Source organism: Paraburkholderia sabiae (genome assembly GCF_030412785.1).
Classification (GTDB): Bacteria; Pseudomonadota; Gammaproteobacteria; order Burkholderiales; family Burkholderiaceae; genus Paraburkholderia; species Paraburkholderia sabiae.
Map to the genome: position 1 here is coordinate 1,931,436 of NZ_CP125296.1, position 24,760 is coordinate 1,956,195.

The 24,760-nt window shown below is 62.3% G+C and carries 21 protein-coding genes; 2 read left to right on the forward strand and 19 right to left on the reverse strand.

Translation table 11 applies throughout. From position 1 onward, the window contains the following. Positions 1-69: 69 nt before the first annotated feature. The 5 genes from sctD to QEN71_RS38130 form a co-directional block, all read right to left on the reverse strand. Complete coding sequence (gene sctD / locus QEN71_RS38110) at positions 70-1,416, reverse strand: type III secretion system inner membrane ring subunit SctD (RefSeq protein WP_201649827.1); 1,347 nt, start codon at positions 1,414-1,416, stop codon at positions 70-72. Next, positions 1,397-3,484 (reverse strand): type III secretion system outer membrane ring subunit SctC, encoded by a 2,088-nt coding sequence (gene sctC / locus QEN71_RS38115; RefSeq protein ID WP_201649826.1) that lies wholly within the window; start codon positions 3,482-3,484, stop codon positions 1,397-1,399. The genes sctD and sctC overlap by 20 nt, the downstream gene beginning before the upstream one ends. Then, a complete protein-coding gene (gene sctS / locus QEN71_RS38120; protein WP_147237702.1) occupies positions 3,484-3,762 on the reverse strand; it encodes a type III secretion system export apparatus subunit SctS in 279 nt (92 codons plus the stop codon). Before sctS ends, sctC begins: the two co-directional genes overlap by 1 nt. Next, positions 3,759-5,954 carry a type III secretion system export apparatus subunit SctV gene (gene sctV / locus QEN71_RS38125; protein ID WP_201649825.1) on the reverse strand — a complete coding sequence of 732 codons (2,196 nt, stop codon included), beginning with the start codon at positions 5,952-5,954 and terminating at the stop codon, positions 3,759-3,761. Before sctV ends, sctS begins: the two co-directional genes overlap by 4 nt. A gap of 313 nt (positions 5,955-6,267) precedes the next feature. Next, on the reverse strand, positions 6,268-7,116 hold the full coding sequence (locus QEN71_RS38130; RefSeq protein ID WP_201649824.1) for a helix-turn-helix transcriptional regulator: 849 nt from the start codon (positions 7,114-7,116) through the stop codon (positions 6,268-6,270). A gap of 288 nt (positions 7,117-7,404) precedes the next feature. On the opposite strand from QEN71_RS38130, the gene QEN71_RS38135 reads away from it, so the two are divergent. Then, a complete protein-coding gene (locus QEN71_RS38135) occupies positions 7,405-8,301 on the forward strand; it encodes a helix-turn-helix transcriptional regulator (RefSeq protein WP_201649823.1) in 897 nt (298 codons plus the stop codon). 231 nt (positions 8,302-8,532) lie between these two features. Then, positions 8,533-9,339 (forward strand): ATP-dependent Clp protease proteolytic subunit, encoded by an 807-nt coding sequence (locus QEN71_RS38140; protein ID WP_201649822.1) that lies wholly within the window; start codon positions 8,533-8,535, stop codon positions 9,337-9,339. A 43-nt stretch (positions 9,340-9,382) separates the two neighbouring features. Here the strand turns inward: QEN71_RS38140 and QEN71_RS38145 are convergent, their stop codons facing one another. The 14 genes from QEN71_RS38145 to flgE all read right to left on the reverse strand — a co-directional run bounded on the left by QEN71_RS38145 (position 9,383) and on the right by flgE (position 24,750). After that, positions 9,383-11,845, reverse strand: coding sequence for a glycogen/starch/alpha-glucan phosphorylase (locus QEN71_RS38145; protein WP_201650002.1), 2,463 nt, complete (start codon positions 11,843-11,845; stop codon positions 9,383-9,385). Positions 11,846-12,057: 212 nt separating this feature from the next. Then, positions 12,058-12,249, reverse strand: coding sequence for a hypothetical protein (locus QEN71_RS38150; RefSeq protein WP_201649821.1), 192 nt, complete (start codon positions 12,247-12,249; stop codon positions 12,058-12,060). A gap of 508 nt (positions 12,250-12,757) precedes the next feature. Further along, positions 12,758-13,216 (reverse strand): YaiI/YqxD family protein, encoded by a 459-nt coding sequence (locus QEN71_RS38155; RefSeq protein WP_201649820.1) that lies wholly within the window; start codon positions 13,214-13,216, stop codon positions 12,758-12,760. 76 nt (positions 13,217-13,292) lie between these two features. Beyond that, positions 13,293-13,628, reverse strand: a complete 336-nt coding sequence (locus QEN71_RS38160) for a Rieske (2Fe-2S) protein (RefSeq protein ID WP_201649819.1) — start codon at positions 13,626-13,628, stop codon at positions 13,293-13,295. Further along, positions 13,625-13,936, reverse strand: coding sequence for a YciI family protein (locus tag QEN71_RS38165; protein WP_201649818.1), 312 nt, complete (start codon positions 13,934-13,936; stop codon positions 13,625-13,627). The genes QEN71_RS38160 and QEN71_RS38165 overlap by 4 nt, the downstream gene beginning before the upstream one ends. Beyond that, on the reverse strand, positions 13,933-14,814 hold the full coding sequence (locus QEN71_RS38170) for an intradiol ring-cleavage dioxygenase (protein WP_201649817.1): 882 nt from the start codon (positions 14,812-14,814) through the stop codon (positions 13,933-13,935). Before QEN71_RS38170 ends, QEN71_RS38165 begins: the two co-directional genes overlap by 4 nt. 29 nt (positions 14,815-14,843) lie before the next feature. Continuing rightward, positions 14,844-15,911 (reverse strand): maleylacetate reductase, encoded by a 1,068-nt coding sequence (locus tag QEN71_RS38175; RefSeq protein WP_201649816.1) that lies wholly within the window; start codon positions 15,909-15,911, stop codon positions 14,844-14,846. Between the two features lie 14 nt (positions 15,912-15,925). Next, on the reverse strand, positions 15,926-17,392 hold the full coding sequence (locus tag QEN71_RS38180; protein ID WP_201649815.1) for an aldehyde dehydrogenase family protein: 1,467 nt from the start codon (positions 17,390-17,392) through the stop codon (positions 15,926-15,928). Between the two features lie 35 nt (positions 17,393-17,427). After that, entirely contained in the window at positions 17,428-18,447 is a 1,020-nt protein-coding gene (locus QEN71_RS38185; RefSeq protein ID WP_201649814.1) for a hydroxyquinol 1,2-dioxygenase, read from the reverse strand. Between the two features lie 32 nt (positions 18,448-18,479). Next, positions 18,480-18,983 (reverse strand): cupin domain-containing protein, encoded by a 504-nt coding sequence (locus QEN71_RS38190; protein ID WP_201649813.1) that lies wholly within the window; start codon positions 18,981-18,983, stop codon positions 18,480-18,482. Between the two features lie 106 nt (positions 18,984-19,089). Beyond that, entirely contained in the window at positions 19,090-20,019 is a 930-nt protein-coding gene (locus tag QEN71_RS38195) for a LysR family transcriptional regulator (protein ID WP_201649812.1), read from the reverse strand. Between the two features lie 86 nt (positions 20,020-20,105). Beyond that, positions 20,106-21,386: an MFS transporter gene (locus QEN71_RS38200; protein WP_201649811.1), complete on the reverse strand. Its 1,281-nt coding sequence runs from the start codon at positions 21,384-21,386 to the stop codon at positions 20,106-20,108. A gap of 187 nt (positions 21,387-21,573) precedes the next feature. Then, positions 21,574-23,346, reverse strand: a complete 1,773-nt coding sequence (locus tag QEN71_RS38205) for a hypothetical protein (RefSeq protein ID WP_201649810.1) — start codon at positions 23,344-23,346, stop codon at positions 21,574-21,576. A 165-nt stretch (positions 23,347-23,511) separates the two neighbouring features. Then, positions 23,512-24,750 carry a flagellar hook protein FlgE gene (flgE, locus tag QEN71_RS38210; protein ID WP_201649809.1) on the reverse strand — a complete coding sequence of 413 codons (1,239 nt, stop codon included), beginning with the start codon at positions 24,748-24,750 and terminating at the stop codon, positions 23,512-23,514. Positions 24,751-24,760 lie beyond the last annotated feature (10 nt).

Consider the following 24,760-nt stretch of genomic DNA (forward strand, 5'->3'; position numbering starts at 1 on the left):
GTCTTGCGTTCTGGTGCGCGACGCGATGGGTTTCTCGTTCGCGTCGCGCGAATACTGTTGCTGATGCGCTCATGGCTGTGTTGCGTGTACTCCTGACGCGGCCTGTGCGGACGGCGGTGCTTCAGAAGCCGTCGTGCCCGATACCGGCATCGCCACGCCCGCCGCCGCGCCACTCTTCACAGCGGATGCAGCCTCCGCCGCCGAAGCGCTCACTGGCGTCCCTGCTGCCTTGCCGCCGAGCGGCATCGTCACGCGCCGTCCATCCACATCGAACACGACTTCGTCCGCGCCGATCGATACCACCGTCGGCCCCTGCTTCATCCTTGCGCCTTCGAAATAGCGGTTGCCGTCGACGGCCTCGATATAGCGCTGATCGCCGTCGCCCGCGAACACCGTGACGATCTCCGGAATGCCCGCCGTGCCGCCGAGCATGCCTGCGCGCATCGGCGGACGCGGATCGTCGTAGCGCACGTGATCGACGACTTCGAGCGCGGGCCGCGCATCCTTCATGTAGTTCTGGATGCGCTGCGCGATCTGCGCGCGCGGCGCGCTGCCCGTCAGTTCGATCCGTCCGCGTCCTTCGTAGCTCACATTCAGCGGCGTGTCGCTGAAGTAGGTTTGGGCGGTGGCGAGCAGGTCGCTGACGACATAGATGTTGCCGAGCGCGGCGTTATCGACGCTCGCGACGACCTGCGCGACCTTCTCGCGTTCCGCCGCATCCTTCACATAGCCGCTGACGAGCGCACCGTCTTCGCGCGGCGCGACGTTCAGTTCCGGATAAGGACGCAGCGCCTGTTGCAGCCGATGCACGCGCGACAACGCCGATTCGTGCTGCCACGGCAAGCCGCCCGACCACGCGACGAGCCCATAGCCGAGCGCGCCCAGCAGCACGCCGAGCCACAACGCCGCCAGCACGATCACGAAGCGCCGGCTGCCGACGCGCCGTCCCGCGTCCGCGAGCCAGCCGAGCCATGCGGCGTCGCGGCCCGTCTGCGGCTTTTCGCTTTCGGCGGGCACGGCCACCGTCGACAGCGCATTGCGTGCGATGCCGAGCCGGATCGAGCCGACCGTGACGACATCGGCGGGTGTCATCGAACGGCGGCCCGTGCCGAGCGGTTCGTCATTGAACAGCACTGCCGCCTTGCTCTCGCCGAAGTTCTGCACCGTCACGGCCAGCGCGCCGACCTGCAGACACAACTGCTTCGCCGCGATCTCGCGATCGGGCAGGATCACTTCGCAATCGGCTGCCGTGCCGACCCAGTTCGCGCCGCGCGCCAGCGACATCGTGCGTCCATACATCGGGCCGCTGAGAAAGCACAGGTTCCACGGCGATGCGACGGCATCCTGCGCTGCGGCAGGCGTTGCGTTCGCTGCGTTCGACATCGCCGCGTGCGGATCAAGGGTGGTCGTAGGCATGATCCTGCGGTCCCTGGGTTTGAGGCGCGCCCGTTTGCGTCGCGGCGGGCTGCGACGCTGCGTCTTCCGGCGCGGGCGGCGGAAGAGGCGGGCCATAGCGCGTGCCCGGCAACGGCTTCGGCGTGAGCGGCACGGCGACGTCGTTGTCTGGCGGCCGATACATCGTCAGGCCGTTCGCATCGGGCGCGCTGCCGAGATTCGGATTGATCGGCGCACCGTCGGGCGCATACATCGACGCACTGCTGACGACGCGCGGCGTGAGCAGATAGAAGCGCTCCATGTGCTCGCCCGTCTTGTCGGTGTACTTGAAGAGATTGCCGATCAGCGGAATGTCCTTCAGCCACGGCACGCCGCTTTTGTTTAGCTGCACCTGATCGTTGTTGAAACCCGCGATCAGCAGGCTCCTGCCTTCGTCGATCATCGTCTTCGTGACGATGTTGCGCTGCTGGATCACGGGCACGTTCGACACCGATTGTCCCGGCACGACGTTGCCGTCCTGGATGTCGATCGACATCATCACGCTTTCCGCGTTCGGCGCATGCGCGGCGGCCGCCTGCACAGCGGCATCGTCGACGATCATCGGCGTGACCTTGATGCTCGTGCCCGTCGTCACGCTATACAGCGACGAGTCCTGGAAGCCCTGCACCTGCACATAGAACTGCGTGAGGTTTTCGAGGATCGCTTCCGTGTTGTCGAGCGCGAGCACTTTCGGCTTCGAATGCAGTTCGGCCTTGCCCGTCTGCGCGAGCGCGTTCACGCGCGTCAGCAGATAGTCGCGCAGCGAGCCGCCGATCGACGCCGTCAGCGCGATGCCCGTCGGCATGAAGGTGCCCGTCTGCCCCGTCTCCGACGTGCCGACGCCGAACGTGAGCGGCGGATTGCCCGCGCCGTTGTACTGCGTGTTGCCGTTGAGCGGATTCGCACCGTTGCCGATCTGCACGTCCCCGTGCGTCGTGTGCAGACGCCAGTCGATGCCAAGGCTGTCGAGCGAGTTCTCGTCGATATCGATGATCGTCACGTTGATCTCGACGATGCGCGGGCGCACGTCGAGTTCGTTGATCAGCGACTGATAGCGGTACATGTTTTCGGGCAGATCGCGCACGAGCACTGCGTTGATGGCGGGATCGGCTTCGATCTGCGGCAGCGTATCGCTGTTGCCCGACGCGCCGCCTGAAAACGGCAGCTGGCCGTCCGGCGAAGCGTTCGTCGCGCCGTATCCGCCGTAGCCCGCCGGGCCGCCCGCGATGTCGGGAAACTCGATGCGCGGCACCGCGATCGTCACGCCCGAGCCGAGCTTCATCTGTCGCGCGGCGGCGCCGAGCGTCGCGTTGGTCGGCATCAGGTTCTGGCGCGAGCCGCCTTTGCCGTACAAACGTTTGAGCATCGTCGCGACGCCGGGAATCACGACTTCCTTGCCCGAGCGGTTGATCGTGAAGTCCGACGCCCAGCCGTACTTGAGACGGAACGCGCGCACGTCGGCAAGCTGCCCGTTCGACGCCGGATTGCCAACGGTGCTCACCGCCTGCCGCACGAGTTCGATATAGCGGCGCGGGCCCGACACGTAGATGCTGTTCGCGCGGTCGTTGATGACGAGCTGGAAGCGCTTGTCGGTGATCTGCATCGTCTGCAGCGTGCGGCCGATTTCTCCCGCCGAGTTCGGTGGAATCGGAATGACCTGGCTTTGCGACTGATCGGCGGGATCGACGTAGAGGAACGAGCCGTCGTAGTACCACGTGAGGCCGTAGGTCGCGCAGATCGTATCGAGCGTCTGCTGCGGCGTGCCGGAAAACCGGCCGCTGATCGTGCCGTCCACTTTCGGATCGACCACGGCCGTCACGCCCTGCGACGACGCCAGCTCGCGAATGAAGTCCGCGATCTTGCGACCGTTCGCGACGATCGTGAACGGCCGGTTGCGCCAGCGCAGTTCAGCGGCGCGCGCGGGCTGCGACAGCGCGGTGAACATCGTGACGGACAGCAGCGCGATCACGGTCAGCATCGCGAGCGCGTTCTGCGCGCGTTTGCGGTCGCGCTTTGCGTCGAATCGGAGAGGAACGGCACGTCGGCCCATCAGAGAACACCCGTTGAAGAAACGAACAAACGCGTCAGCGCCTGCTGCGCGAAACGCAGCACCTCGCCACCCAACCAACCGGACAACACCACCAGCGCGACCATCACGGCAATCAGCCGCACGGCAATGCCGATGTTCGAGTCCTGCACCTGCGTCACCGCCTGCAAGATCGCCACGGCGAGACCGACCACCGCTGCCGTCAGCACGATCGGCAGCGACAGCAGCAGCACCAGCACGAGCGCCTGCTGCGTCAGATCGAGGATCGTCGAACTGGTCATGGCGACGCCTCCGTCGTGCGCACGCCGGCGCCTGCGCCAACCGTGCCGTCGTCGGGCGGATTCTTCACCCAGCCGACCGTATGCAGTTGCACGTCCTCTTCGATCTCCTGATACGACAGCACGGGCAGATCGGGCAGCACCGGTTGCAGGATCGACTTCGTGTAACGGCGTGCGCCGAGCGCGACCATCACGGCGAGCCGCGCATTGCCGTGCTGTCCCGGCGACGCGCTCGACGCATGGACGATCGCGCGCACCTGTTCGCAGATGTCCTGCTTGATCGCGCTCGACAGCGCGAGAAAATTGCCCTGCTTCGTGCGCATCACCGCGCTCTCGATGCGCTCCTGCAGGTTCTGTTCGAACAGCACGACGCGCAATTGGCGCGCGGCGCCCGCGTGCCGGTCGGTGATCATGCGTCGCAAGTCGATGCGCACGAGTTCGACCAGCGCGATCACATCGTCGGGCTCGTTCGGCGCCCACGTGATGAGGCTTTCGAAGATCACGCGCAGATTGCGGATCGGCACCTGTTCGGCGAGCAGACGCCGCAGCACCTCCGTTATGCGCTGCAAAGGCACGAGGCGCGTCAGTTCGCTGACGAGTTCGGGATGATCGCGCCGCACCAGATGCACGAGCGCCTGCGTTTCCTGAATGCCGAGCAGTTCGTCCGCGTGTTGCCGCACGACCTGCTCCACGTGCGCGGCCAGCACCGCTTCATTCGACAGATGCTTGCCTTCGGGCGCAACTGCCGCATCGGTTTTGATCCACAGCGCGGTCGCGAACGGGCCGAACGCTTCCGCCGGCTGACGCTCCGCGCTTTCGGGCAACGGCGATACGCCGTCCCACAGCAGCCAGCCCGGCTTCAATGCGCCGTGCGCGGCGAGCACGTCTTGCAGATAGATGCGGTAGCTGCTGTCCGGCGCGCCTTCGTCGTCGTTGAGCGTGATGCGCGGAAACACGGTGCCGATGTCGGCATCGACGCGCGCCTTCGCTGCCGAGAGCGCCGACTGCAACTGCGCGAGATTGAGCGCGCTGCGCAGATCGGCGGCGAGCGACACCGCGATCAGCGACGTCACGCCCGCGACATGCGACACGCGCGCGGCCTGCCCTTCGCCTTGCGCGCTGTCGATACGCCCCGCGATGTTGATCAGGTTGAACGAAGGCGCAGCCGTGCGGCGCTTCATCTGCATGATCGCGACCCCGCCGAGCCCCAGCGCGATCAGCGCGAACGACCACTTCGGAAAGCCCGGCACGATCAGAAAGCCCGCAAGCACCAGCGCCGCGATCAGCAGCGCGCGCGGATGGGCGCCCAGCTGTTCGCCGAGTTGCTCGCCTAGCTGGCGCTGACGCGTATCGCGGGTCGCGACGCGCGTCGTCACGATGCCCGCCGCGATCGACACCAGTAGCGACGGAATCTGCGACGCCATGCCGTCGCCCACGGTCAGAATCGCGTAACGCTGCAGCGCGTCGCCGATGCTCATTTCGTGCATCACCGTGCCGACCGCGATGCCCGCGACGATGTTGATAAAGGCGATCACGAGTCCCGCAATGGCGTCGCCCTTCACGAACTTCATCGCGCCGTCCATCGCGCCGTGCAACTGCGATTCCTGTTCGAGCTTTTCGCGCCGGTCGCGCGCTTCGTCGGCGCTGATGATGCCCGCGCGCAGATCGGCGTCGATACTCATCTGCTTGCCGGGCATTGCATCGAGCGAGAAACGCGCGCCCACTTCCGCGACACGTTCGGAGCCTTTCGCGATCACGATGAACTGCACGACGGCAATCACGAGAAACACCACGCCGCCCACGACGACGTTGTTGCCGACGACGAGCCGCCCGAACGCATCGATCACATGGCCCGCATTTGCATGCAGCAAAATCAGCTTGCACGACGCGATATTCAGCGAGAGGCGGAACAACGTCGTGAACAGCAGCAGCGCCGGAAACGAAGAGAAGCTCACGGCGGAAGGCACATACGTGGACACCGTCAGAAGCACGACGCTGACGGCGAGATTCAGCGAGATCATGCCGTCGAGCGCGGCCTGCGGCAGAGGCAGGATGAACAGCGCGATGACCGACACGATGAACGCCGCGAGAAACAGATCGGCGCGCGGCGCCGCGGCGCGTCGTGCGCCGGACACGCTCGCGCCAGCGGAAAACATCCGCTGCCAGCCGCGCGGAAGCGCTTTTGGATCTGCCATCGTCGAGTACCCGCTCCCTGTTTGAAACACGGTTTGTACTATCTGTTGAGGCTCGTCTTTATGGTTTCGCTCTTGTTTGAATCGTGTCCTCCGGCGCACGGTTTTCGCAGCGCGCACGCGTTCCGATGCCCGATGGGGTATCCGAATGCGAACGAGTGTAGCGGTGGGCGTCGTGTGAAAAGTCCGCGCACCTCGTAGCCATTGCGACGCTTTGACGGTGAAGTGCGCGTGCCACTACGAAATGTGCGAATGGCTCTTAGGTTGGCTCTGAGGTTGGCTCTGAGGTTGGCTCTAAGGCGGGTTCAGCGAACGGTCATGCGCGTACGCGGCGTGCCGCAAGATACGCAAGCTGCGCGCGATTCTGCACCTTGAAAAGCCGCTCCAGCGTCTGGATGTGATAGCCGACCTTATGCAGCGAGAGATGCAGCGCGTCGGCGATATCCTGATCGGGCAGGCCTTGCACGAGCCGTTCCAATACCGCTTCCTGCTCAGGGTCGAGTACGACGGCGCGGACCTGTTGAACCCGCGCCGCAACGAACGGCTGCGCGAAGCGATGCACGGCAAGGCTCACGGCGAGGGCCGTGCCGACCACGCGGTCGTTGATCCAGTCTGCATCGCGCAGCTCGGAGGTGAGCCCTACGCCGACACTCAAGTCGAGTTGCGGCGCGGACAGGCTGAAGATCACGCCGCTATTCATGCCATGCGCACGCAACGATGCGGCAAGCGCGAGTGCGCGGCGATCGCCCGTGCGCTGCGCCTCTTCATCGAGGCGGTCGAGTTGCCACGCGACGGGAAAGCCGCTTTGCAGTACTTCTGCAAAACGCGGATCGGACGCGTACCACATGCCGTCGAAATAGGCCTGCATGAAAGAGACGGGCGCGAGATCGCGCAATACATAAGCGTGCAATACACGCTGGCCAATCATTTCATATGCGCCGTAACTCAACGTGCTAAAACCCGCCGCTCTCATGCGTGCATGGATTTGACAAAAATCGAGTTCGAATGGGTCGGATTTTCCGACTGTTAAATGTGTGCCGGTAATTCCGCCATTGTCGATGTTGCGCTCGTTCTCTTCGTTGCGCGCCGGCAGGCCATCCCAGTGCGCCTGTACATCGGCCTGCGAGAACCATTCGACAAGGGGTTCGCCGTCTTGTGCTGTCATGGGGAGCTTGCTCTCTTATTCTGTTCGATTCATTTCGAACCCCGATATGTCATTGGTCTTTTTATAGGTACGCGACTTATTGTTTTTTCTTTTTTTAGCGCTATCGCTTACGACATATTACGTGAGCATTCTTTCGTATGTACAATGCCCCCGAAAAGCTTGAGTGCATCCATTCACTGCTCAGATTGATTCGTCGTTACACGCGCGCAGTACGATCTCTACGCAGCCAGGCCGTTGATTCGAGGTCCTGCGTGAAATCCGATGCTGCCCGCATCGAGGACTGCGCCAATGTCTGAAGTTGTGTCGATACCCCATGCTGCACCCGGAAATATCACAGTGTGCGCAAATGCCTGCGCATCGCACGATGCCGCGCGCCGCATTCCCGTGGTCTGGTACAACGATTCGAAGCAGGCAGCCGTCGAACAGAAAGACGCGCCCCGTCTGGGCGTCGCGCAGATTCTGTCGAGTGCGCAAAGCGAAGCCGAACGCGCGCGCATCGTGTCGAGCCTGCTGCATCTGACGGGCTTTTCGACCTTCGCCTATTTCGCGCTCGAATTCTCGGGCGACCGTGTGCAAAGACTCTTTCTGCACGAAGCCTTCACGCCTTCCACGTATCGCGGCGAGTATGTGCATCGTCATCACTTCGATGTCGACCCGCGCACGTTCGGCGCGCGCATGTGCAGCATGCCGATCGTGTGGGACTTGCGCAATCTGCGTCAGCAAGGCGAGCGTCAAAGTCTCGCGTTGCCCGACGAGCGCGAAGCCTTCGCCGATTTCCTGCAGACGATGCGCGACGACGCGATGTGCAGCGGCATCATGTATTCGATGGCGATGCCGGGCACGCGCCTGCATGCGTTCATGAGTTTCACCGCGCCGCGCCGCAATCGCGACTGGATCACAGCGGCCACCGTCGAACAGGCGCTGTCGATCGGCTTGTCGGTTCACAAGTTCGGTTCTCCGAAGCTGATCACAGCGGCACGCGAGCACGCGTCGAACAGTCTCACGGCCTTCGAACAGAAGCTGCTGACGGGAATCGCGGAAGGCGCGTCCGACAAGGAAATCGGGCGACGGCTCGATACGAGCGCGCATAACGTCGACTATCATCTGCGCAAGCTGCGCAAACGGTTCGGCGTGTCGAACCGGATCGAGTTGACGTATCTGACGGCGAAGATGGAGTTGATCTGAGCTGAGCAATCTTTACCACGCGTCGTCCCGATGCATCAGAAACTTGCCGGCGTTGCCGCACGATCTGATAATTGAAAGCACACGTCGATAGACGGTGTCGGCATCGAGGAGACATGCGTGAACCGCATTCAGCGCCTCCCGGCAAATTGCGCGACAACCAGTAGCCTCACTCACTGGTTGCACTCGTGCGTCTGCATCACTGTGCTCGTGTTTCCCGGCACGGCGCTCGCAATGAATTTCAAGCTCGATGCATCACCGCAGGTCCATCTGAAAGTCGTGATGGCTGAAGGGAGGATTCAGGATGGCGACGCCGAGAAATTCGCGGCCCTGGCCAGATCGGCCGACCGTGACGACGAAGGGCTCGTCGTCCTCTTTCTGAATAGCCCGGGTGGTAACGTCGAGGCCGCGTTTCGTGTCGTCGATGCAATGGATAAAGTCCGCGTTTATACAGCCGTTCCTGACCACGCGAAGTGCGCATCCGCTTGCGCTTCCATCCTGTTCGCTTCAGGAGAACGCCGCAGTGTCCTGGGTACCGGAATGCTCGGCTTTCACAGTTGCTACCGGCGCGACGCGAAAGGCTACGCCGCGGACTCGCTTTGCAATGAAATCATCGCTGCCAATGCCATGCAACGAGGAATAAGCCAGGCCGCGATCAATCGATTCGTCAAGCGTTATGGCGCGGGAGACATGGCATGGGTCGGGCGCGATATCGCTTGCAAGTCGCTGCAGGGCTTGTGCAAGCCTGGTCTGCTCGAAGCCCGATACGAAACGAAGGCTTCTACGACGCACGTTTCCGATTGCAGCAAGCTTGTTTCGCTCCAGGCGCGGCTCATTTGCGGAGACGCGGAGCTGACCCGTATCGACAGGACATTGGCTGAAATCTATGGGCAGAAGATGAAGACCTCGACCAACAAGAACCGATTGCGCGCCGATCAGCGGACATGGCTCCGAAGTTCGCGCGATGTATGCACTGACAGGGACTGTCTGCTGCGCAGCTATCGGATGCGCATCGCTGAGCTGAAGCGGATGCCTTCCTAGCGACGGCGGCACATTCCCGCGTCGAGCCTTTTCCAGCGATGCCTCAAAGCATCACCGGCACGCTGAGCGCCTGATCGAGCGTGACGCGTACCCGGGAGATGTTCCAGATTCGCTCACAGTACTCGGCAATCGCGCGATCCGATGAGAACTTCCCCGAGTACGCGGTGTTGAGAATCGACATGCGCGTCCAACGGGCAGGATCTTGCCACGCACGGCTCACGCGTTCCTGACACGCGACATAATCCGCATAGTCCGCGAGCACGAGAAACGGATCGGCGTTGAGCAGGTTGTCGACAAGCGGACGAAACACCTGCTTGTCGCCGCGAGAAAAGTACCCGTCAGAAATCAGATAGAGCGTCTCGCGCAGTGCTGCATTGCTCTCGACATGCAGCGCAGGCCGATAACCCTCTCGCTTGACGTTCTCCACCTGCGCTGCAGTGAGACCGAAAAGAAAGAAGTTCTCGGGACCTGCTTCATCGCGGATTTCGATGTTTGCGCCATCCAGCGTGCCGACCGTGAGCGCGCCGTTCATCATGAACTTCATGTTCCCCGTGCCGGATGCTTCCTTGCCGGCGGTGGAAATCTGCTCGGATACGTCGGCGGCGGGATAGATGAAGTGCGCGTTCTTCACATTGAAATCCGGAAAGAACACGACCTTTAGTTTGCCGTTCATCGCCGTGTCGTTGTTGACGACCTCCGCGATTCCCGTAATCAGCCGGATCATCAGCTTTGCCATCGCATAGCCTGGCGCCGCCTTGCCGCCAAAGATGAAGCAGCGCGGCGCGGCGTCCGGCTCCTGATTGCGCCGCAGCCGCTGATAAAGCGTGATGATATAAAGCGCGTTCAGATGCTGCCGCTTGTACTCGTGAATGCGCTTTACCTGAACGTCGAATAGCGCGGCGGGATCGACGGCAATATGCGTGACATCGCGGATTCGCTCGGCCAGTATCCTCTTGTTCGAATGTTTGACATTACGCCATTTCGCCTGAAACGTGGGGTCGTCAGCGTATGCGTCGAGCGCTCTCAGCCGTTTGAGATCGGTAACCCATCCTTCCCCAACCGTCTCGTCGAGCAGGCTGGCGAGTCCCGGATTACTCAGCAGCATGAAGCGGCGCGGCGTGACGCCGTTCGTGACGTTGAGAAAGCGCTCGGGCCACAACTCCGCGAAGTCTCGCAACACGGTCTCTTTGAGCAGTTTGGAGTGCAGTTCGGCAACGCCGTTGACAGCATGACTGCCGACCATCGACAGATGCGCCATGCGGATTTTCTTCTCGCCGCTCTCGTCGATCAGCGACATACGCGCAATGCGCGCTTCATCGCCGGGATATCTGCGGCGCACGGTTTCGAGGAAACGGCGGTTGATTTCGTAGATGATCTCGAGCAGGCGCGGCAACAACTGATTAAAGAGCGGCAGCCCCCATGTTTCGAGCGCCTCAGGTAAAAGCGTGTGATTGGTGTAAGACAGCGTGCGGCAGGTGATCTCCCATGCCTCGTCCCACGCAACCATTCGCACGTCGACCAGCAGGCGCATCAATTCCGCCACTGCGATAGAAGGATGCGTGTCGTTCAGCTGCACCGTGAACATATCGGCGAAACGCGCTACGGGTTCGCCCTTCAGATCGAGAAGACGCAGCATGTCCTGCAATGAGCAGGACACGAAAAAGTACTGCTGCGCGAGGCGCAGCCGCTTGCCGGCTTCGGGTTCGTCGTTGGGATAGAGCACCTTCGAAAGCGTTTCGGAGATCACCTTCTCCTGCACGGCCTGGTAATAATCGCCCGCATTGAAGTCCTGCAAGTCGAATGACTCGACAGCTTCGCTCTTCCACAAACGAAGCGTGTTGCAGGTATTGACGCGAAAGCCGAGCATCGGCGTATCGCAGGCGACGCCCTTGACCATGCGTGCCGGCACCCAGCGCACCTTGTACCGGCCTTGTTCATCGGTTGCGCTTTCCGTGTGGCCGCCAAAGGCCACGTAATACGCCACATTAGGGCGCACGATCTCCCACGGATTGCCTTTTGCCAGCCACTTGTCCGTCACCTCGACCTGACAGCCGTCGCGAATCTCCTGATCGAAGATACCGAATTCATAGCGGATGCCATAACCGACCGACGGAATTTCGAGCGTTGCGAGCGAATCGAGGTAACAGGCCGCCAGCCGCCCCAACCCGCCGTTCCCGAGCCCCGGTTCTTCTTCGAGCGCAAGCAGCGTGTCGAGATCCTGTCCGAGCGAACGCATCGCCGCACGCGCGTTCTCTTCGATACCGAGGTTGACGAGATTGTTGCCGAGCTGAGGCCCGATCAGGAATTCGGCGGAGAGGTAGCACGCCACCCGCAATTCGCGCGTGGCGTAGGTCTGGATCGTCGCGGCCCAGCGCGCGAGCATGCGGTCGCGCACGCTGTAGGCAAGCGCCATGTACCAGTCGTGCGGCGTCGCAATACCGGGCGGACGTGCCTGCAGGCAGATCAGATTGTCGAGCACGCCGTGGCGCAGCGCGTCGACGTCCATTCCGTTGCGAGCGGAATCCGCGCTCAGCGTGATGCTCGACGTCGCGGCAGTGGCCACCTGGCTTCCCCTTGTTGCGTCGCCTCAAAGCTTCAATCGGGCCATGCAACATGAAGCGGCCGTGAAAGCAGAATACGTTACCGGCACTGCATTTCAAGTGCTATTCCACACGCAGCGTTCCGCCTGTTTCGACGATGACGCGCTTGCTGTGTCGCTCAGGATCCCGCCGGCTGAGCATTTAATCCCGACAATTGCGGAAGCTGCTGCGGGGCAATCGTTCCGCGTTCGACGGAGACAGAAGCGGCGGGCGGCGCAACGGCGGTGGACGGTTTTGGCGTGACGGCAGCATCGACAAGAAATCCACTCGATGTGAGAAAGATTGCGAGTAAAAATACGAATTCCATCATGTGCCTCGTCTATGTCAATGGTCCCTTCCGGCGTCGCGCCGGCGTTCGTATGTGACAGATGCCCGCCAATGGCACTGGCAAGTATCGAGTCTGCTATATCCCTCAGATCAAGGATATTGTGCAGATCGTCGATATGATATTGGACCAAAGTCCAATATCGCGCTAAAACTTCCTCGGAACGGGAGTCGAACGTTTGCAAGCAATCGTCATGCGTATCGCGGTGGCGGCCATCCTCCCGGTAACGTCGAACATCCAGACCTTGTCGGGCCCGCAGAGCGGTTCGTGCGTATTGTGAGTCGCAGCAAAGCGCATCTACTGGCCCAACGCTCGAGGAGGAGACACAGGGCTGCCGCTTCTGCAAAGGGCACTTCTTTAGCACGCAGTCTTTCTCCGCGCCAAAGCAATTCTTCCGACATAAAAGTACTGTGCTTGCGCCTGGCGGGATTTTTGCCCTGAACAAAAATTGGTGTCGCTTCGTATCCGACCTGTCACACGTACATCGGGCGGCTCAACGCGGCGCGGCGCGATAGCGTGCGAGGAAGCGGTCCAGTTGCCCTGCGAACACCTTCCCATCGTTGGCGGAATAAGGTGTCGGGCCACCCGTTTCGATGCCCGAACTGCGCAACTGATCCATGACATCGCGCATCGTCAGACGCTCCTGGATGTTCTCGCGGCTGAACCACGTGCCGCGCGGATCGAGTACATGTGCGCCCTTGTCGAGGGCAGCGGCGGCAAGCGGAATGTCCGCCGTAATCACGAGATCGCCGTTCTCAACGAGTTCGACGATGCGATTATCGGCAGCGTCGAAGCCCGCCGGTACTTGTATCGCCTTGATAAAACGGGAAGGCGGTGTTCGCAGATATTGATTCGCGACCAGCGTCACGCACACTTCGACGCGACGCGCAGCGCGAAACAATATCTCCTTGACGACGACCGGGCAGGCGTCTGCGTCAACCAGCACTTGCATCGAAGTAACACCCATAGAGGAAAAGAGCAGACATCTTACTGCCTGCTCTCGCCTGACGCGAACTTCGGCATGACGGTCACATGTTCACTTCGACAACGGACCGCGTCGCATCGACCTGCACCGCGACTGCATCGAGCGCGGCGCCAGCGCACGGTCCTTCGATGCAGCGCCCATCCTCGAAGCGAAAAAGCGCGCTGTGATGTGCGCACATCAGTACCTGTGCGCGATAGCACGACACCTGTCCTTCTTCGAAATCGAGCCGGACAGAGAAATGCGGGCAGCGGTTCACATAGCCCCATACGCTGTCGCCGCGACGCACGACGATCACGGGCCGGCCTGCGCGGTCCACGACGTGCGCACCGCCATCGGGCACGTCACCGAGGCTGCACAGCCGGTGTGTTTCGCCATTCATACGCGCTGCTCCGGATTGCCGAGGCTCCAGTCCCACGGCCGCACTTCGACCCGCTCGAACAGGCCTGCCTGCATATACGGATCGTTGCCGACGAACGCCATCACATCGCCGATACCATCCGCTTCGACGACGAGCAGCGTGCCGTTCATCGCGTCGCAATGCGGCGCGAGCGTCGGGCCACCGAGCCGCACGAACACGCCGTGCGACGACGCGCTGCGCAAATACGCGCGATGACTGGGCCGCACGCGCTCACGCACTTCGCGCATTTGCGGCTTGTCGGTGGCGAACACTGCGAAGTAACGTCTCATGACGCGGCGCTCCCATCCAGTACGAAGTCGTAGCGCGCTTCGCGATAAGAACCGTTGAAACCGAAGCGGCGCGCGAGTTCGTCTTCTGCGGAGCGTTCGTCGTATGCAACCATCAGCGAAGGCTTCACGCCGAACACGGCATCCGATTGCAGATACGGATCGTCCTTGTCGAACAGATGCGTGACGAGCGTGCGATAGTCCGGCGCCTTGATCATGAAATGCAGATGCGCAGGACGCCACGGATGCCGCCCCGTCGCTTCAAGCATCTGACCCACGGGACCATCCGTCGGAATCGGATAGCTGACGGGCACGATCGTCGTGATCGCATAGCGCCCTTCGGCGTCCGTTCGATAGCGCCCGCGCAGATTGCCATGCGGCTGCGCCGTGTCCTGTCCGGAGTACATGCCGTTGTCGGCTGTCTGCCACACGTCGAGCAATGCACCAGCAATGGGTTCGCCCGTCGTCGTCAATACGCGGCCATGCACGAGCGCGGGCGCGCCCGGCGTGAAGGCCATGTTCTCGCCGTATGCACGCTCCGGCATCCCTTCGATATAGAACGGTCCGAACACGGTTGTGTCGGTCGCGCCCGTGGCCAGCCGGTGATTGATCGCGTCGACGAGCATCGACACGCCGAGCGTATCCGACAGCAGAATGAACTCCTGACGCACGAGGTCGTCGCACATCTTGCCCGTCGCGGTCAGAAAGCGGATGGCCGACATCCACTCGGCCTCTGTCGGCTCGACCTCGCGCACGAATGCGTGCATGTGCCGGATGAGGCTTTGCATCAACGTGCGCAGCCGCGCATCTTCCGTGTTCGCGAAGCTTGCTACGACCTGCTCTGTCAAGGCTCGTTCGGCCTCTCGTTCGTCTGTCGACATGTCTTCCTCCAGGTTCTTGCCTATCGTGTTCAGGCCGGCGCTGTGCCCTGCCATGCGCGCTGCAACAGCGCGCGGATCGCATCGCGTTCTATCGCTCGCGGATTCGCATACGGATTGCGGCACGCAAGCTCGGCGGCTTCGTCGAGACCTGCTTCGGGCATGCCGATCTCCGCGAGCGACACGGGAATGCCGAGCGTTCGGTTCAATTCGTAGAGCAGTGGCCCGGCCTCGCTCGCGTGCTGGCCGCCGAGCGCCTGCGCGACGCGCGCCAACGCATCGGACGCGGCCTCGTGGTTGTAGTGTGCCGTATGCGGCAGCATCGCGGCATGCGTCTGCGCATGCGGCAAGTTGAACGTGCCGCCGAGCGTATGACACAGCTTGTGATGCAGCGCCATGCCGACCGCGCCGAGACAGCTGCCCGCGAGCCACGCGCCATATAACGCGCGGCTGCGTGCGTCGGCATCGTCCGGCGTGCGCACGATCGCGGGCAACGCGGCGCCCAGCGCGCGGATCGACTCTTGCGCCATCAGGCTGATGACAGGGTTCGCGTCTTCCGCATAGAGCGCTTCGACCGCGTGCGCAATCGCATTGACGCCCGAGGCCGCCGAAATCGACGGCGGCAACGTCAGCGTGAGCGATGGATCGTAGACAACCGTGCGCGGCAACACGCGCAAATCGCGCCCTGTGCGCTTGACGCGCCCTTCCGTGAGGCCGTATATCGGCGTCATCTCCGAGCCCGCGTAGGTGGTCGGCACGGCGATGATGGGCAACGACGACTCCAGCGCGATTGCCTTGCCGAGACCGATCGTCGAGCCGCCGCCGACGGCGATGCAGCAATCGGCGTCGAGCGTTGCGGCCGCTTCGCGCGCGGCGCGTGCTACGTCGACGGGCACATGCATCACGGCCTGCGCATGCACGCCTGCCGCACGTTCACCGAGCACGCGCGCGACTTCATCGGCCAACACGTGCTGCTCGGGCGTAGCGAGAATCAGCGCGCGCCGCGCGCCGAGCCGCTCGACTTCCGCGGGCAGTTGCGCAAGCGCGCCCCACTCGAACACCACGCGCGATGGCGTGCCCTGATAGACAAAGCCCTTCATCGCCATTGTCCTTTCTAGCGCTTGAAATGCGGCGGCACGTTGCCGTCGACGTTGACCCACACCGAGCGCGCTTCCGTGTAATCGTGCATCGCCTCGTAGCCCATTTCGCGTCCATAGCCCGACTGTCCGACGCCGCCGAACGGGCTGCCCGGATTCACGCGCTTGTAGCAGTTGATCCAGCACATGCCCGCGTGAATCTGTGCCGCCGTGCGATGCGCGCGCGACAGATCGCGCGTCCACAAGCCGCTGCCGAGACCATAATCGGTGCCATTCGCGATCTGCAGCGCTTCTTCATCGCTGCCGAAACGCAGCACCGTGACGAACGGCCCGAACACTTCTTCCTGCGCGATGCGGTCCTGCGGCGTCTTCGCTTCGACGACCGTGGGCCTTACATAGTAGCCGTTCGCGAGCGACGCATCCTGCGGCGACGTGCCGCCCGTCAGCACGCGTCCGCCCTGCTCACGAGCGACGTCGACATAGGCCTTCACACGCTCAAGATGCTGCAGCGACGTGAGCGGTCCCATTTCCGTTTCAGGATCGAGCGGATTGCCGACGCGGATCGATGCAGCTAGCGCGACGAAGCGTTCGAGGAACTGATCGGCGATGCGCTCGTGAAGAATCAGCCGCGAGCCCGCGATGCACGCCTGCCCCTGGTTGTGGAAGATCGCCCATGCCGCGCCGTTGATCGCGGCATCGAGATCGGCGTCTTCGAACACGATGTTTGCACCCTTGCCTCCGAGTTCGAGTTGCACGCGCTTCAGATTGCCTTGCGATGCTTCGACAATACGCCGTCCCGTCGCCGTCGAACCCGTGAACGCGATCTTGCCGACGCCGGTATGTTCTGCAAGCCGCTGGCCCGCCGTGTTGCCATAACCCGGCACGATATTGACGACGCCGTCAGGAAAGCCCACTTCGGCCATCAGTTCGACGATGCGCAGCGTAGAAAGCGGCGTGATCTCCGACGGCTTCAGCACGACGGTATTTCCCGCCGCGAGCGCCGGGCCCATTTTCCAGCTGGTGAACATCAGCGGGAAATTCCAAGGCACGATCTGTCCGACGACGCCGATCGGCGCGCGCTGCACGTAGTTGAGAAAACCCGTTTCGACGGGAATCACCGAGCCTTGCAACTTGTCCGCCATGCCGCCGAAATAGCGGAAGCATGCGGCCGTGCGCGGCACGTCGAGCGAACGCGAATCGCGAATCGGATGACCTGTATCGAGCGATTCGAGTTGCGCGAGTTCTTCCGCATTCGCTTCGATGGCATCGGCGAGACGCAGCAGCAAACGCCCGCGATCGGCAGCGGCCATACCCGACCATTTGGGAAACGCCCGCGTCGCGGCGGCGACGGCGAGATCGACATCGACGGCAGTCGCCGCGGCGATCTTCGTGATCAACGAGCCGTCGTGCGGATTGAGCACGTCGATCGTGCCGCCTTCTGCGGCGTCGACGAAACGGCCGTCGATAAAGAGTTGGTTTTGCATGAGAGATCCTTGATTCAAAGCTGGCGCGTCACTACTCAGAAGTCGACGGGATACGGTTTCAGTTCGCCGCTTTCATAACGTTTCGGCAGATTCGGTGTCGCGTTCTCCCACACGAGCAGCATCGAGCGCTTGGTCGAATAGCCTTGATGGCGGATGTCGGCCGGCATCGCGCAGATGTCGCCTGCGCGCATCGTGATGCGGGCGCGCGGCGCACCCGTGTTCTTGTCGCCGATGTCCCAGACGATTTCATCCGACAGCTGCAAGAACCATTCGACGCGGTCGTTGCCGTGGAAGACGGGCAGGATGTACTCCTCGGTGGTCGGACAGAACAGGCTCTGACCGCACACCGACGTCACGGACGGATTCCACGTCACGTCAGAGCGCGACAGATACTTGAACAGGTTGAACGCATGCAATTGCCCTTCGAAACCGGGCTCGACGTGCACTTCGGGCTCGTCTTGCGATACATCGGCGAATGCGCGGTTGATGGGCACATCGTCGCGCAGCGGTGAATCGCCTTCGAGTCCCGGCATACGGCGCGTCGCGATGCGCGTGCGTTCGATGGCGGCGTCGTTGTCGCCATGCTTGCGGCCGAATGCCGTGCCCGTTTCTTCGGGTGCAGCGAACGGATCGAAGCCTTCGTTGGTCCAGTCGTGCAGGATCGCCTTGAAGGTCGCCATGATGGTCGGCGTTTCGAAGGTCTCCATGTAGTCGACGCCCGCTTCCTTCATGATGCCGTTGAACGAGCCCGCGTAAATGTCGACTTTGCCGTAGTGATTGCGCGTGCCGAATACGTGATCGAAATTCACCCAGCCGTAGAAGAATCCCCACGCGACATCGCGCATCATCGCGCGCAGGAAGGCGTCGGCGGGCACGGCGTGCGTGCGCGTCTGCCCTTTCGCGGGCCAGTTGATCTTGACGAAGTACTCGTCGCGCAAAAATTCGAATGCGCCGAGCGTGAAGCGCCTGTAGCCGGTGACGGGATCGGGTTCGCTGGCCTTGACGGTGTCGGCGGCGAAACCGGCGGAATGATCGAGCGTGTCGAGCGTTGCCATGTCGTGTCTCCTGATGTTTATTTGGGGGGGCGTCAGTGCAGGCAGATGTCCGCCCACTTCTCGACCGAGAGCTTGCCGAGCATCGTTTGCACGAGCGCCACGCCGGGCTTCTGCGCGCTGAAGCGATACGCGCAGCCGGCAGGCAGCAACGCCTGATGGCCACGGCGCAGCACGACATGTCCCATCGCACGGCCTGCTTGCTGCTCGCCGGCATTCGACGCGTACATGGAACCCGACACGTTCTGCGGCGGCGTATCGAGCTTGATGAAGTCGATGCGTGTTTCGCCGTCCATCAGGATCGCGAACTCGTCGTGCGAACTCGCGAACCAGCGCGACTGCCCTTCCATGCGCAGCACTTCGATCACGTATTCGAGGTTCTTGCCTGCTACGACTTTCTCGTAGGGCGCGGATGTGGATGCGACTTCGAAGATGTTGGAGAACACGTAGTGGCGCGCGGAGCCACTCGTGATTTCGATTTCGCCCTTGCGGTAGCCGTCGAGCGAACCGAAGAAGGTGTGATACGACGTGTCGGTCATTGCTGTCTCCATAGTTCCAACAAGTGGTTGATTTGAACTTTAGGAGCGCAGCGGCACGTCAACAACCGGCACCGCACCGATTACGGCATTTGCGATTCGCGAATAATCAGCGAATCCAGCCGCGTTCGATCAGCGGCGTGTCCCACGACGGCTCAGGCCCGAGCCAGTCGGCGAGAAATTCGACCAGTGCCTTCACCTTGAGCGCCTGGCGCTGCGTCGCGGGATACACGGCCGCGAAGTTCAGCGGCGAGAGCGCGTAATCGGAAAGGAGCGGGACGAGCGTGCCGTCGAGCAGCGCAGCGCTCGCGACGAGCGTCGGCAGGCACACCACGCCGCCGCCCGTCAGCGCATAGTCGCGCAGCAGGTGCACGGAGTTCGAACGGATCATGCCGGGCAATTCCATCTCGACGACCTCGTCGCCGCGCGTCATCGTCCAGCGGTTTCGCGATGGATAGCCCGAATAGAGCGCCGTGGTGTGCTGCAGCAAATCGCGTGGATGCTGCGGCGCGCCATACTCGTTCACATAGGAAGGCGCGGCGCAGAAGAGCCGCCGCACGGGAAAAAGACGCCGTTCGATCAGCGATTCGGAGATGGGCGGGAAGATCTGAAACGCGACATCGAAGCCTTCTTCGATGGGATCGACCACGCGGTCGTTGACGATCACATCGAGCTGAATGCCGGGATAGCGCCGGTTGAACTCCGCCAGCGACGCGCCGAAGTGTCCGAGCGCGAAGCCTGGCAGCATCTGGATGCGCAGCCTGCCCGTCGGCGTGGCGCGCAGTTCGCGCATCTGATCGGTCAGTTCGTTGACGCGCCCGACCACTTCCGCGCATTCACGATAAAACGCTTCGCCGACTTCGGAGAGCCGCACGTGACGCGTGCTGCGATGAAAGAGCGGCGCATCGACGAACTTCTCCAGTTGCTGGATGCGGTTCGTCACGACCGAACTGGTCACGCCGAGTTGCCGTGCGGCCTCGGCGAAGCTGCTGGTCTCCGCGACCCGCACGAAGGCTTCGATGCTCAGAAAACGATCCATGCTGCGTCCTTGTCCCCGTCTCCAGCACGTCAGTGTATACGTGCTGGAGCGCAGATCGGTGCGCGCGGCATCGAAGGAAACTGCCGTTATTCGGGTTGTTCGACGGCAGGGAAACGGGCGGACTCGTCGACGGACGATGCACTGCGACGGCGCACTTTGGCGGGCGCTGTCTCTTCGAGCAGCAGGCTCACGCCGACGCCGAGAATCACCGCGCAGATGGGCAGCCACAGGATGTTCTGAATGCCGAAGTGCGTCGCGACGAAACCGGCGAGCGCAGGCGCAATGCCGCCGCCGAAAATCTCGCCCGCGCCGACCACGATGCCGATCGCCGTCGACACCATGCCGACGGGCGCCGCCTCCGTCGCGATAGGCCCGGACAGCAGCGACACGAGACCCAGCGTGAAGAACGACGCGACGAACAGCACCGCGAACAGCGCGACCGGTTGCGCGCCGAGGCCGCGGAACACGTACAGCATCACCGCCGTGCCGACAAAGCCGACGATGCTCGCAAGACGCCGCCCGACAAGATCGGACAGCCCCGGCAAACCGAACTGCCCGACAAAGCCACCAAAGCCGATCGCCGATACGACGACACCCATGCGTTGAGTGTCGAGCGACAGATAGTCGGTCAGATAGAGCGGCAGCATCGCGCCGAGCACGAACACGCCCGTCATCGCGCAGAACAGCGCGACCATTGCGACGCGAATGTTGCGGCTTTTCAGCACGTCGCGCCAGTTGCCATTCATCTTGTGCGTGGGCGTCTGCGTGATTTCGACGGATGAGTCAGGCTTGGGCTCGCGAATCACGCGATACATCAGCAGACCGAGAATCAGCCCGGGAATCGACACGAGCGCGAACACCCAGCGCCAGCTCATTACGCCGAGCAGTTGCGTCGCGATGATCGGCGACAGCGCCAGCCCGAACAGCGCAAAACCGCTTTGCTGCAAGCCGAGATTGAAGCCGCGCCGTTTCGGATGCGAAGCGTCGGCGGTCGCAGCGAAGCTGGTGGGACAGAACGAGCCCTCGGCCACGCCCATCAGCGCGCGAATGCCCATTAGCGCGGCCAGCCCGCCCGCCACGCCCGAGAAACCCGACAGCAGCGAGAACGCGATGATCGCGGGAATCAGCACCTTGCGACGGCCGATCTTGTCGGAGATGCCGCCCATCAGCGCCGCGAACACGCCCCACGACAGCCCGAGTATGCCGATGCAGTTGCCCACATCTTGCGCATTCAGATGCAGGTCTTTCATGATCGACGGAAAAAGCGGTGCGATTAGCCACCGGTCAAGCCCTACGAGGCCGAAGCCAAGCGCGAGCAGCGTCACGGCTTTCCATTCGTAGGACACGTCCCACTGATTCGGTTTCATCTCTGTCTCCAATGTCATATTCGAGCCGGCGTGCGTTGTGCGTCGCAACGTCGGCTCGATGCTTCGACGTGCGGGCGCGCCACCGGTTTGACGGAGAGTGGCCCAAGCCGGGACGAACTGGAATGGGGATGTCGGCGAATGCGGCATTCGCGAATTGCGAATAATGGGGCGTATAGCGCGGGCTAATTCAATCGGCCAGTTTCACCCGGCTCTGATTGGCAATCGACTCGAACCGCTCATAACTGCGCAGCTTGTCGAAGCAGGCATCGAAGCGCAGCGAGAGCACGATCGGGTCGCGTCTTTTGCGTGCCGAATCGAGCGCGGCAATACTTGTCGGGTAATCACCGATCGCCACGGTCAGCAATGCGCGATCGGCAACCGTGATCTGCGCTTCTTTCAACAAGCGCGAAGCACTGGCGGGACGGCCCAGCCACGCCTCAAGCTCAGCGGGAACGATGCGGTGCGCGAGGTTATTGCTCGCATGGTTCGAGATGTCCTCGAGCAGCGCTGCGGCTTTATCGCGTTCCCCGCACAACACATACGCAAGGCCGAGATATCGCAAGACGTCGAGATTCGGCTTGCGTGTCTCGCGATCTTCGAACATCGCGATCAGCGCATCGTAGCGTCGCGCGAGAAAAAGCGTGCGGGCGATGGCCGTTCTGACCGACTGCGCGAACGGATCGAGGGCAGCCGCCTTGTGCAATTGACGCAGCGCTTCGTCAAAGCGCCCGTCGTATGAGAACAGGATGCCTTGCAGGTAGTTCGCACGCGTTACATCGCCCGCAGCGAGCGCCGCGCGCAGATGCGTCGACGCCTTTGCCCAGTTCCAGCGCAGCCAGCCATGCACGCCCGCAGCCGCACAATGACCTTCCGACGAGTTGGAATCGATCGCGTGAACGCGCTCTGCCGCCGGCTTCGCGGCTTCCCAGGCCGCTTCGTGTTCGAGCGCGCCAAGCCGGAACAGCTCGACGTGACAATCGGCAAGCGCCGACCAGAGTTGCGTGCAGGTCGGCGCCCTGCCGACCGCCGCCGTCATCGTGCGTATCGCGGCGACCATTGCGGGCGCCGTCTGTCCGTCGATCGCCTGACGCGCGCGCATCGAAAGGCCGATCGATCGCACGGCCGTGATGCTGGGCGACACGTGCATCGCGCGTGCAAGCGAATAGTCCAGCCTGCAACGGCTCGCGATGGTCGTCGCAATCCGCTCGGGTCCATCCTCGATGTTCTGTGCGCTCATGTCGAACCGATCCGACCACACGACGAAGCCAGTCGCGTCGTACATTTCCGCCGTCACGCGATAGCTGCTGCCCGCGCGCCGCACGGTTCCGTGCAGAAAGACATGAATACCGCTGCCGTTCGGAATCGCCGCGCGTTCCATCGCGCCATCGAATGCCGCCGGTACGGCATGGCGCGCAGCGACGCGATATCCTGGCGAATGGCTCATCAGGTACGTCAGTTCTTCCGTTAGCCCGGCGACGAAATCGGCCGTATGCGCGCATTCCGTCACGCATCTGAAGGGCAGAATCGCGAGCGCCGCGCCTTCGCCGTCGTGGTAAAGCGCGGCCGTCTTCTGCTGCACGGGCGAATCGGCTGGTTCGGATGTACTGGAAGTCTCGCTGAAAACGACGAACGTCGGCGCATACGAGCCGCTCTGAAACGCGATGCGCACATTCGCGGCGGCGCCCGCCGTTTCATAGTACTGGTTCAGTTTCGAACGCAGACGGCGGGCTTCGACGCGCACGACGGAATCCACGCGCGGATCGTAGTCGCCAGTCCGGTCGTACACGTTCGTGCCGATCAGGTATTCCTTGAGAAGATGACCTCGACCGTTCAGTACTTCATCGACGGTAAAGCGCAAAAAGCGCACGAGGCGCGCGGAATTCGCAAAGAGCCGGCTTCGGGCGATCCGGTCGAGTTCTTCGTTGATACCTTGTACGTTTTCGTCTATTGCTAAAGTCATCGAACTACCTGTGTGGCCGTCGCTCTCGTTCGCCACGTATGTATATGCACGTACGCGGGTATCGCTGTTGCAGGAAAGCGCCCGCTTGAACTGAAGTGGCGTCGAGATGCACAGTCTGCAACTCATAGAAATTCAACGCCACCGCATATCATCGGGCATTTCGGCTTATAGATTGATAAGCGTTTGGTCAACAGTCTGCTGGGTCTTGATCGATTGGGAATTAGCCTGGTAATCGCGCTGGGCGGTAATGAGGTTGACCAGCTCGCTCGTCAGATCGACATTGGACTCCTCGACGGCCCCGCCCTGCAGCTGACCGTGATTCGTCGAACCGGGAACGGCAACCTGAGGGACGCCGGCCTCGACCGTCTGTCCATAAAGATTGTTGCCCAGATTCGTGAGCCCGTTCGGATTGGCGAAATTCGCGAGCACCACCTGACCGAGCGCGCGACTCTGGCGGTTCGTGAACACGCCGGTGATCACGCCGTCCGGGCCGACCGAATAGCGTTCCAGCTCACCCGCAGGCGCACCGTCGATATTCGGCGGGCTCGTCACACCCGTCGACTGCCCGTACTGCGTCGTCCCGCTCAGATCGAGCGTCAACGGTTGCGTGGTAGCGCCGCCGTCGGCGCCGTTGGGGATGGTGAATGCGAAGCTCATCGGGTTAGGCGACGTGACATTGCCGCCGGTGTCGAAGGTTATCGTGCCGAGACTGCCGTTTGCGCTCGGGCCCACGGGAGTCGGCGGCGTACCCGACGTGCCATACGCAGTCCACGAACCGACAGAATTCTTGACGAAATAGATGTTGACCAGCTGCGTTCCGCCGAGCGAGTCGTAGACGGGCATGGTTGTCAAGCCGGTGTAGCTCTGCGGGTCCGTTGGCGAGAACGGCGTCGTTTTCGGCAGCGGGTCTTGCGAATTGAGATTGAACGACAAGCCGATATTCCTGGTCACCGTCGGTGCTATGTCGGTGGTCGGAATAGTAAGCGGCACGACCTGGCCCGGATTGATCACGCCGTTTGCGTCCGCCGCATAGCCCATCAGATGCAGGCCGTCCGCGTTGACGATCGAGCCGTCGCGGGCCATGAAGAACTGGCCGTTGCGCGAATACACCGTAGCGCCGTTCTGCGACAACTCGAAGAAACCGTTGCCGTTGATCGCGACGTCGAGATCGCGATTCGTCGAGGTAATCGAGCCTTCCGTGAAATCCTGCGCGACGGTCGAGACCCGCACGCCGATGCCGACCTGATTGGCCACGGCCGTCGTCATTGCGCTCGCATACATATCGGCGAATTCCGCCTGTGCCGATTTGAAGCCGACGGTGCTCGCGTTGGCGATGTTGTTGGAGATGACATCCAGATCTTTGGATGCGCCAGCCAGTCCGCTTAGGGCCGTTGCATAGCTCATTGTTTATCCT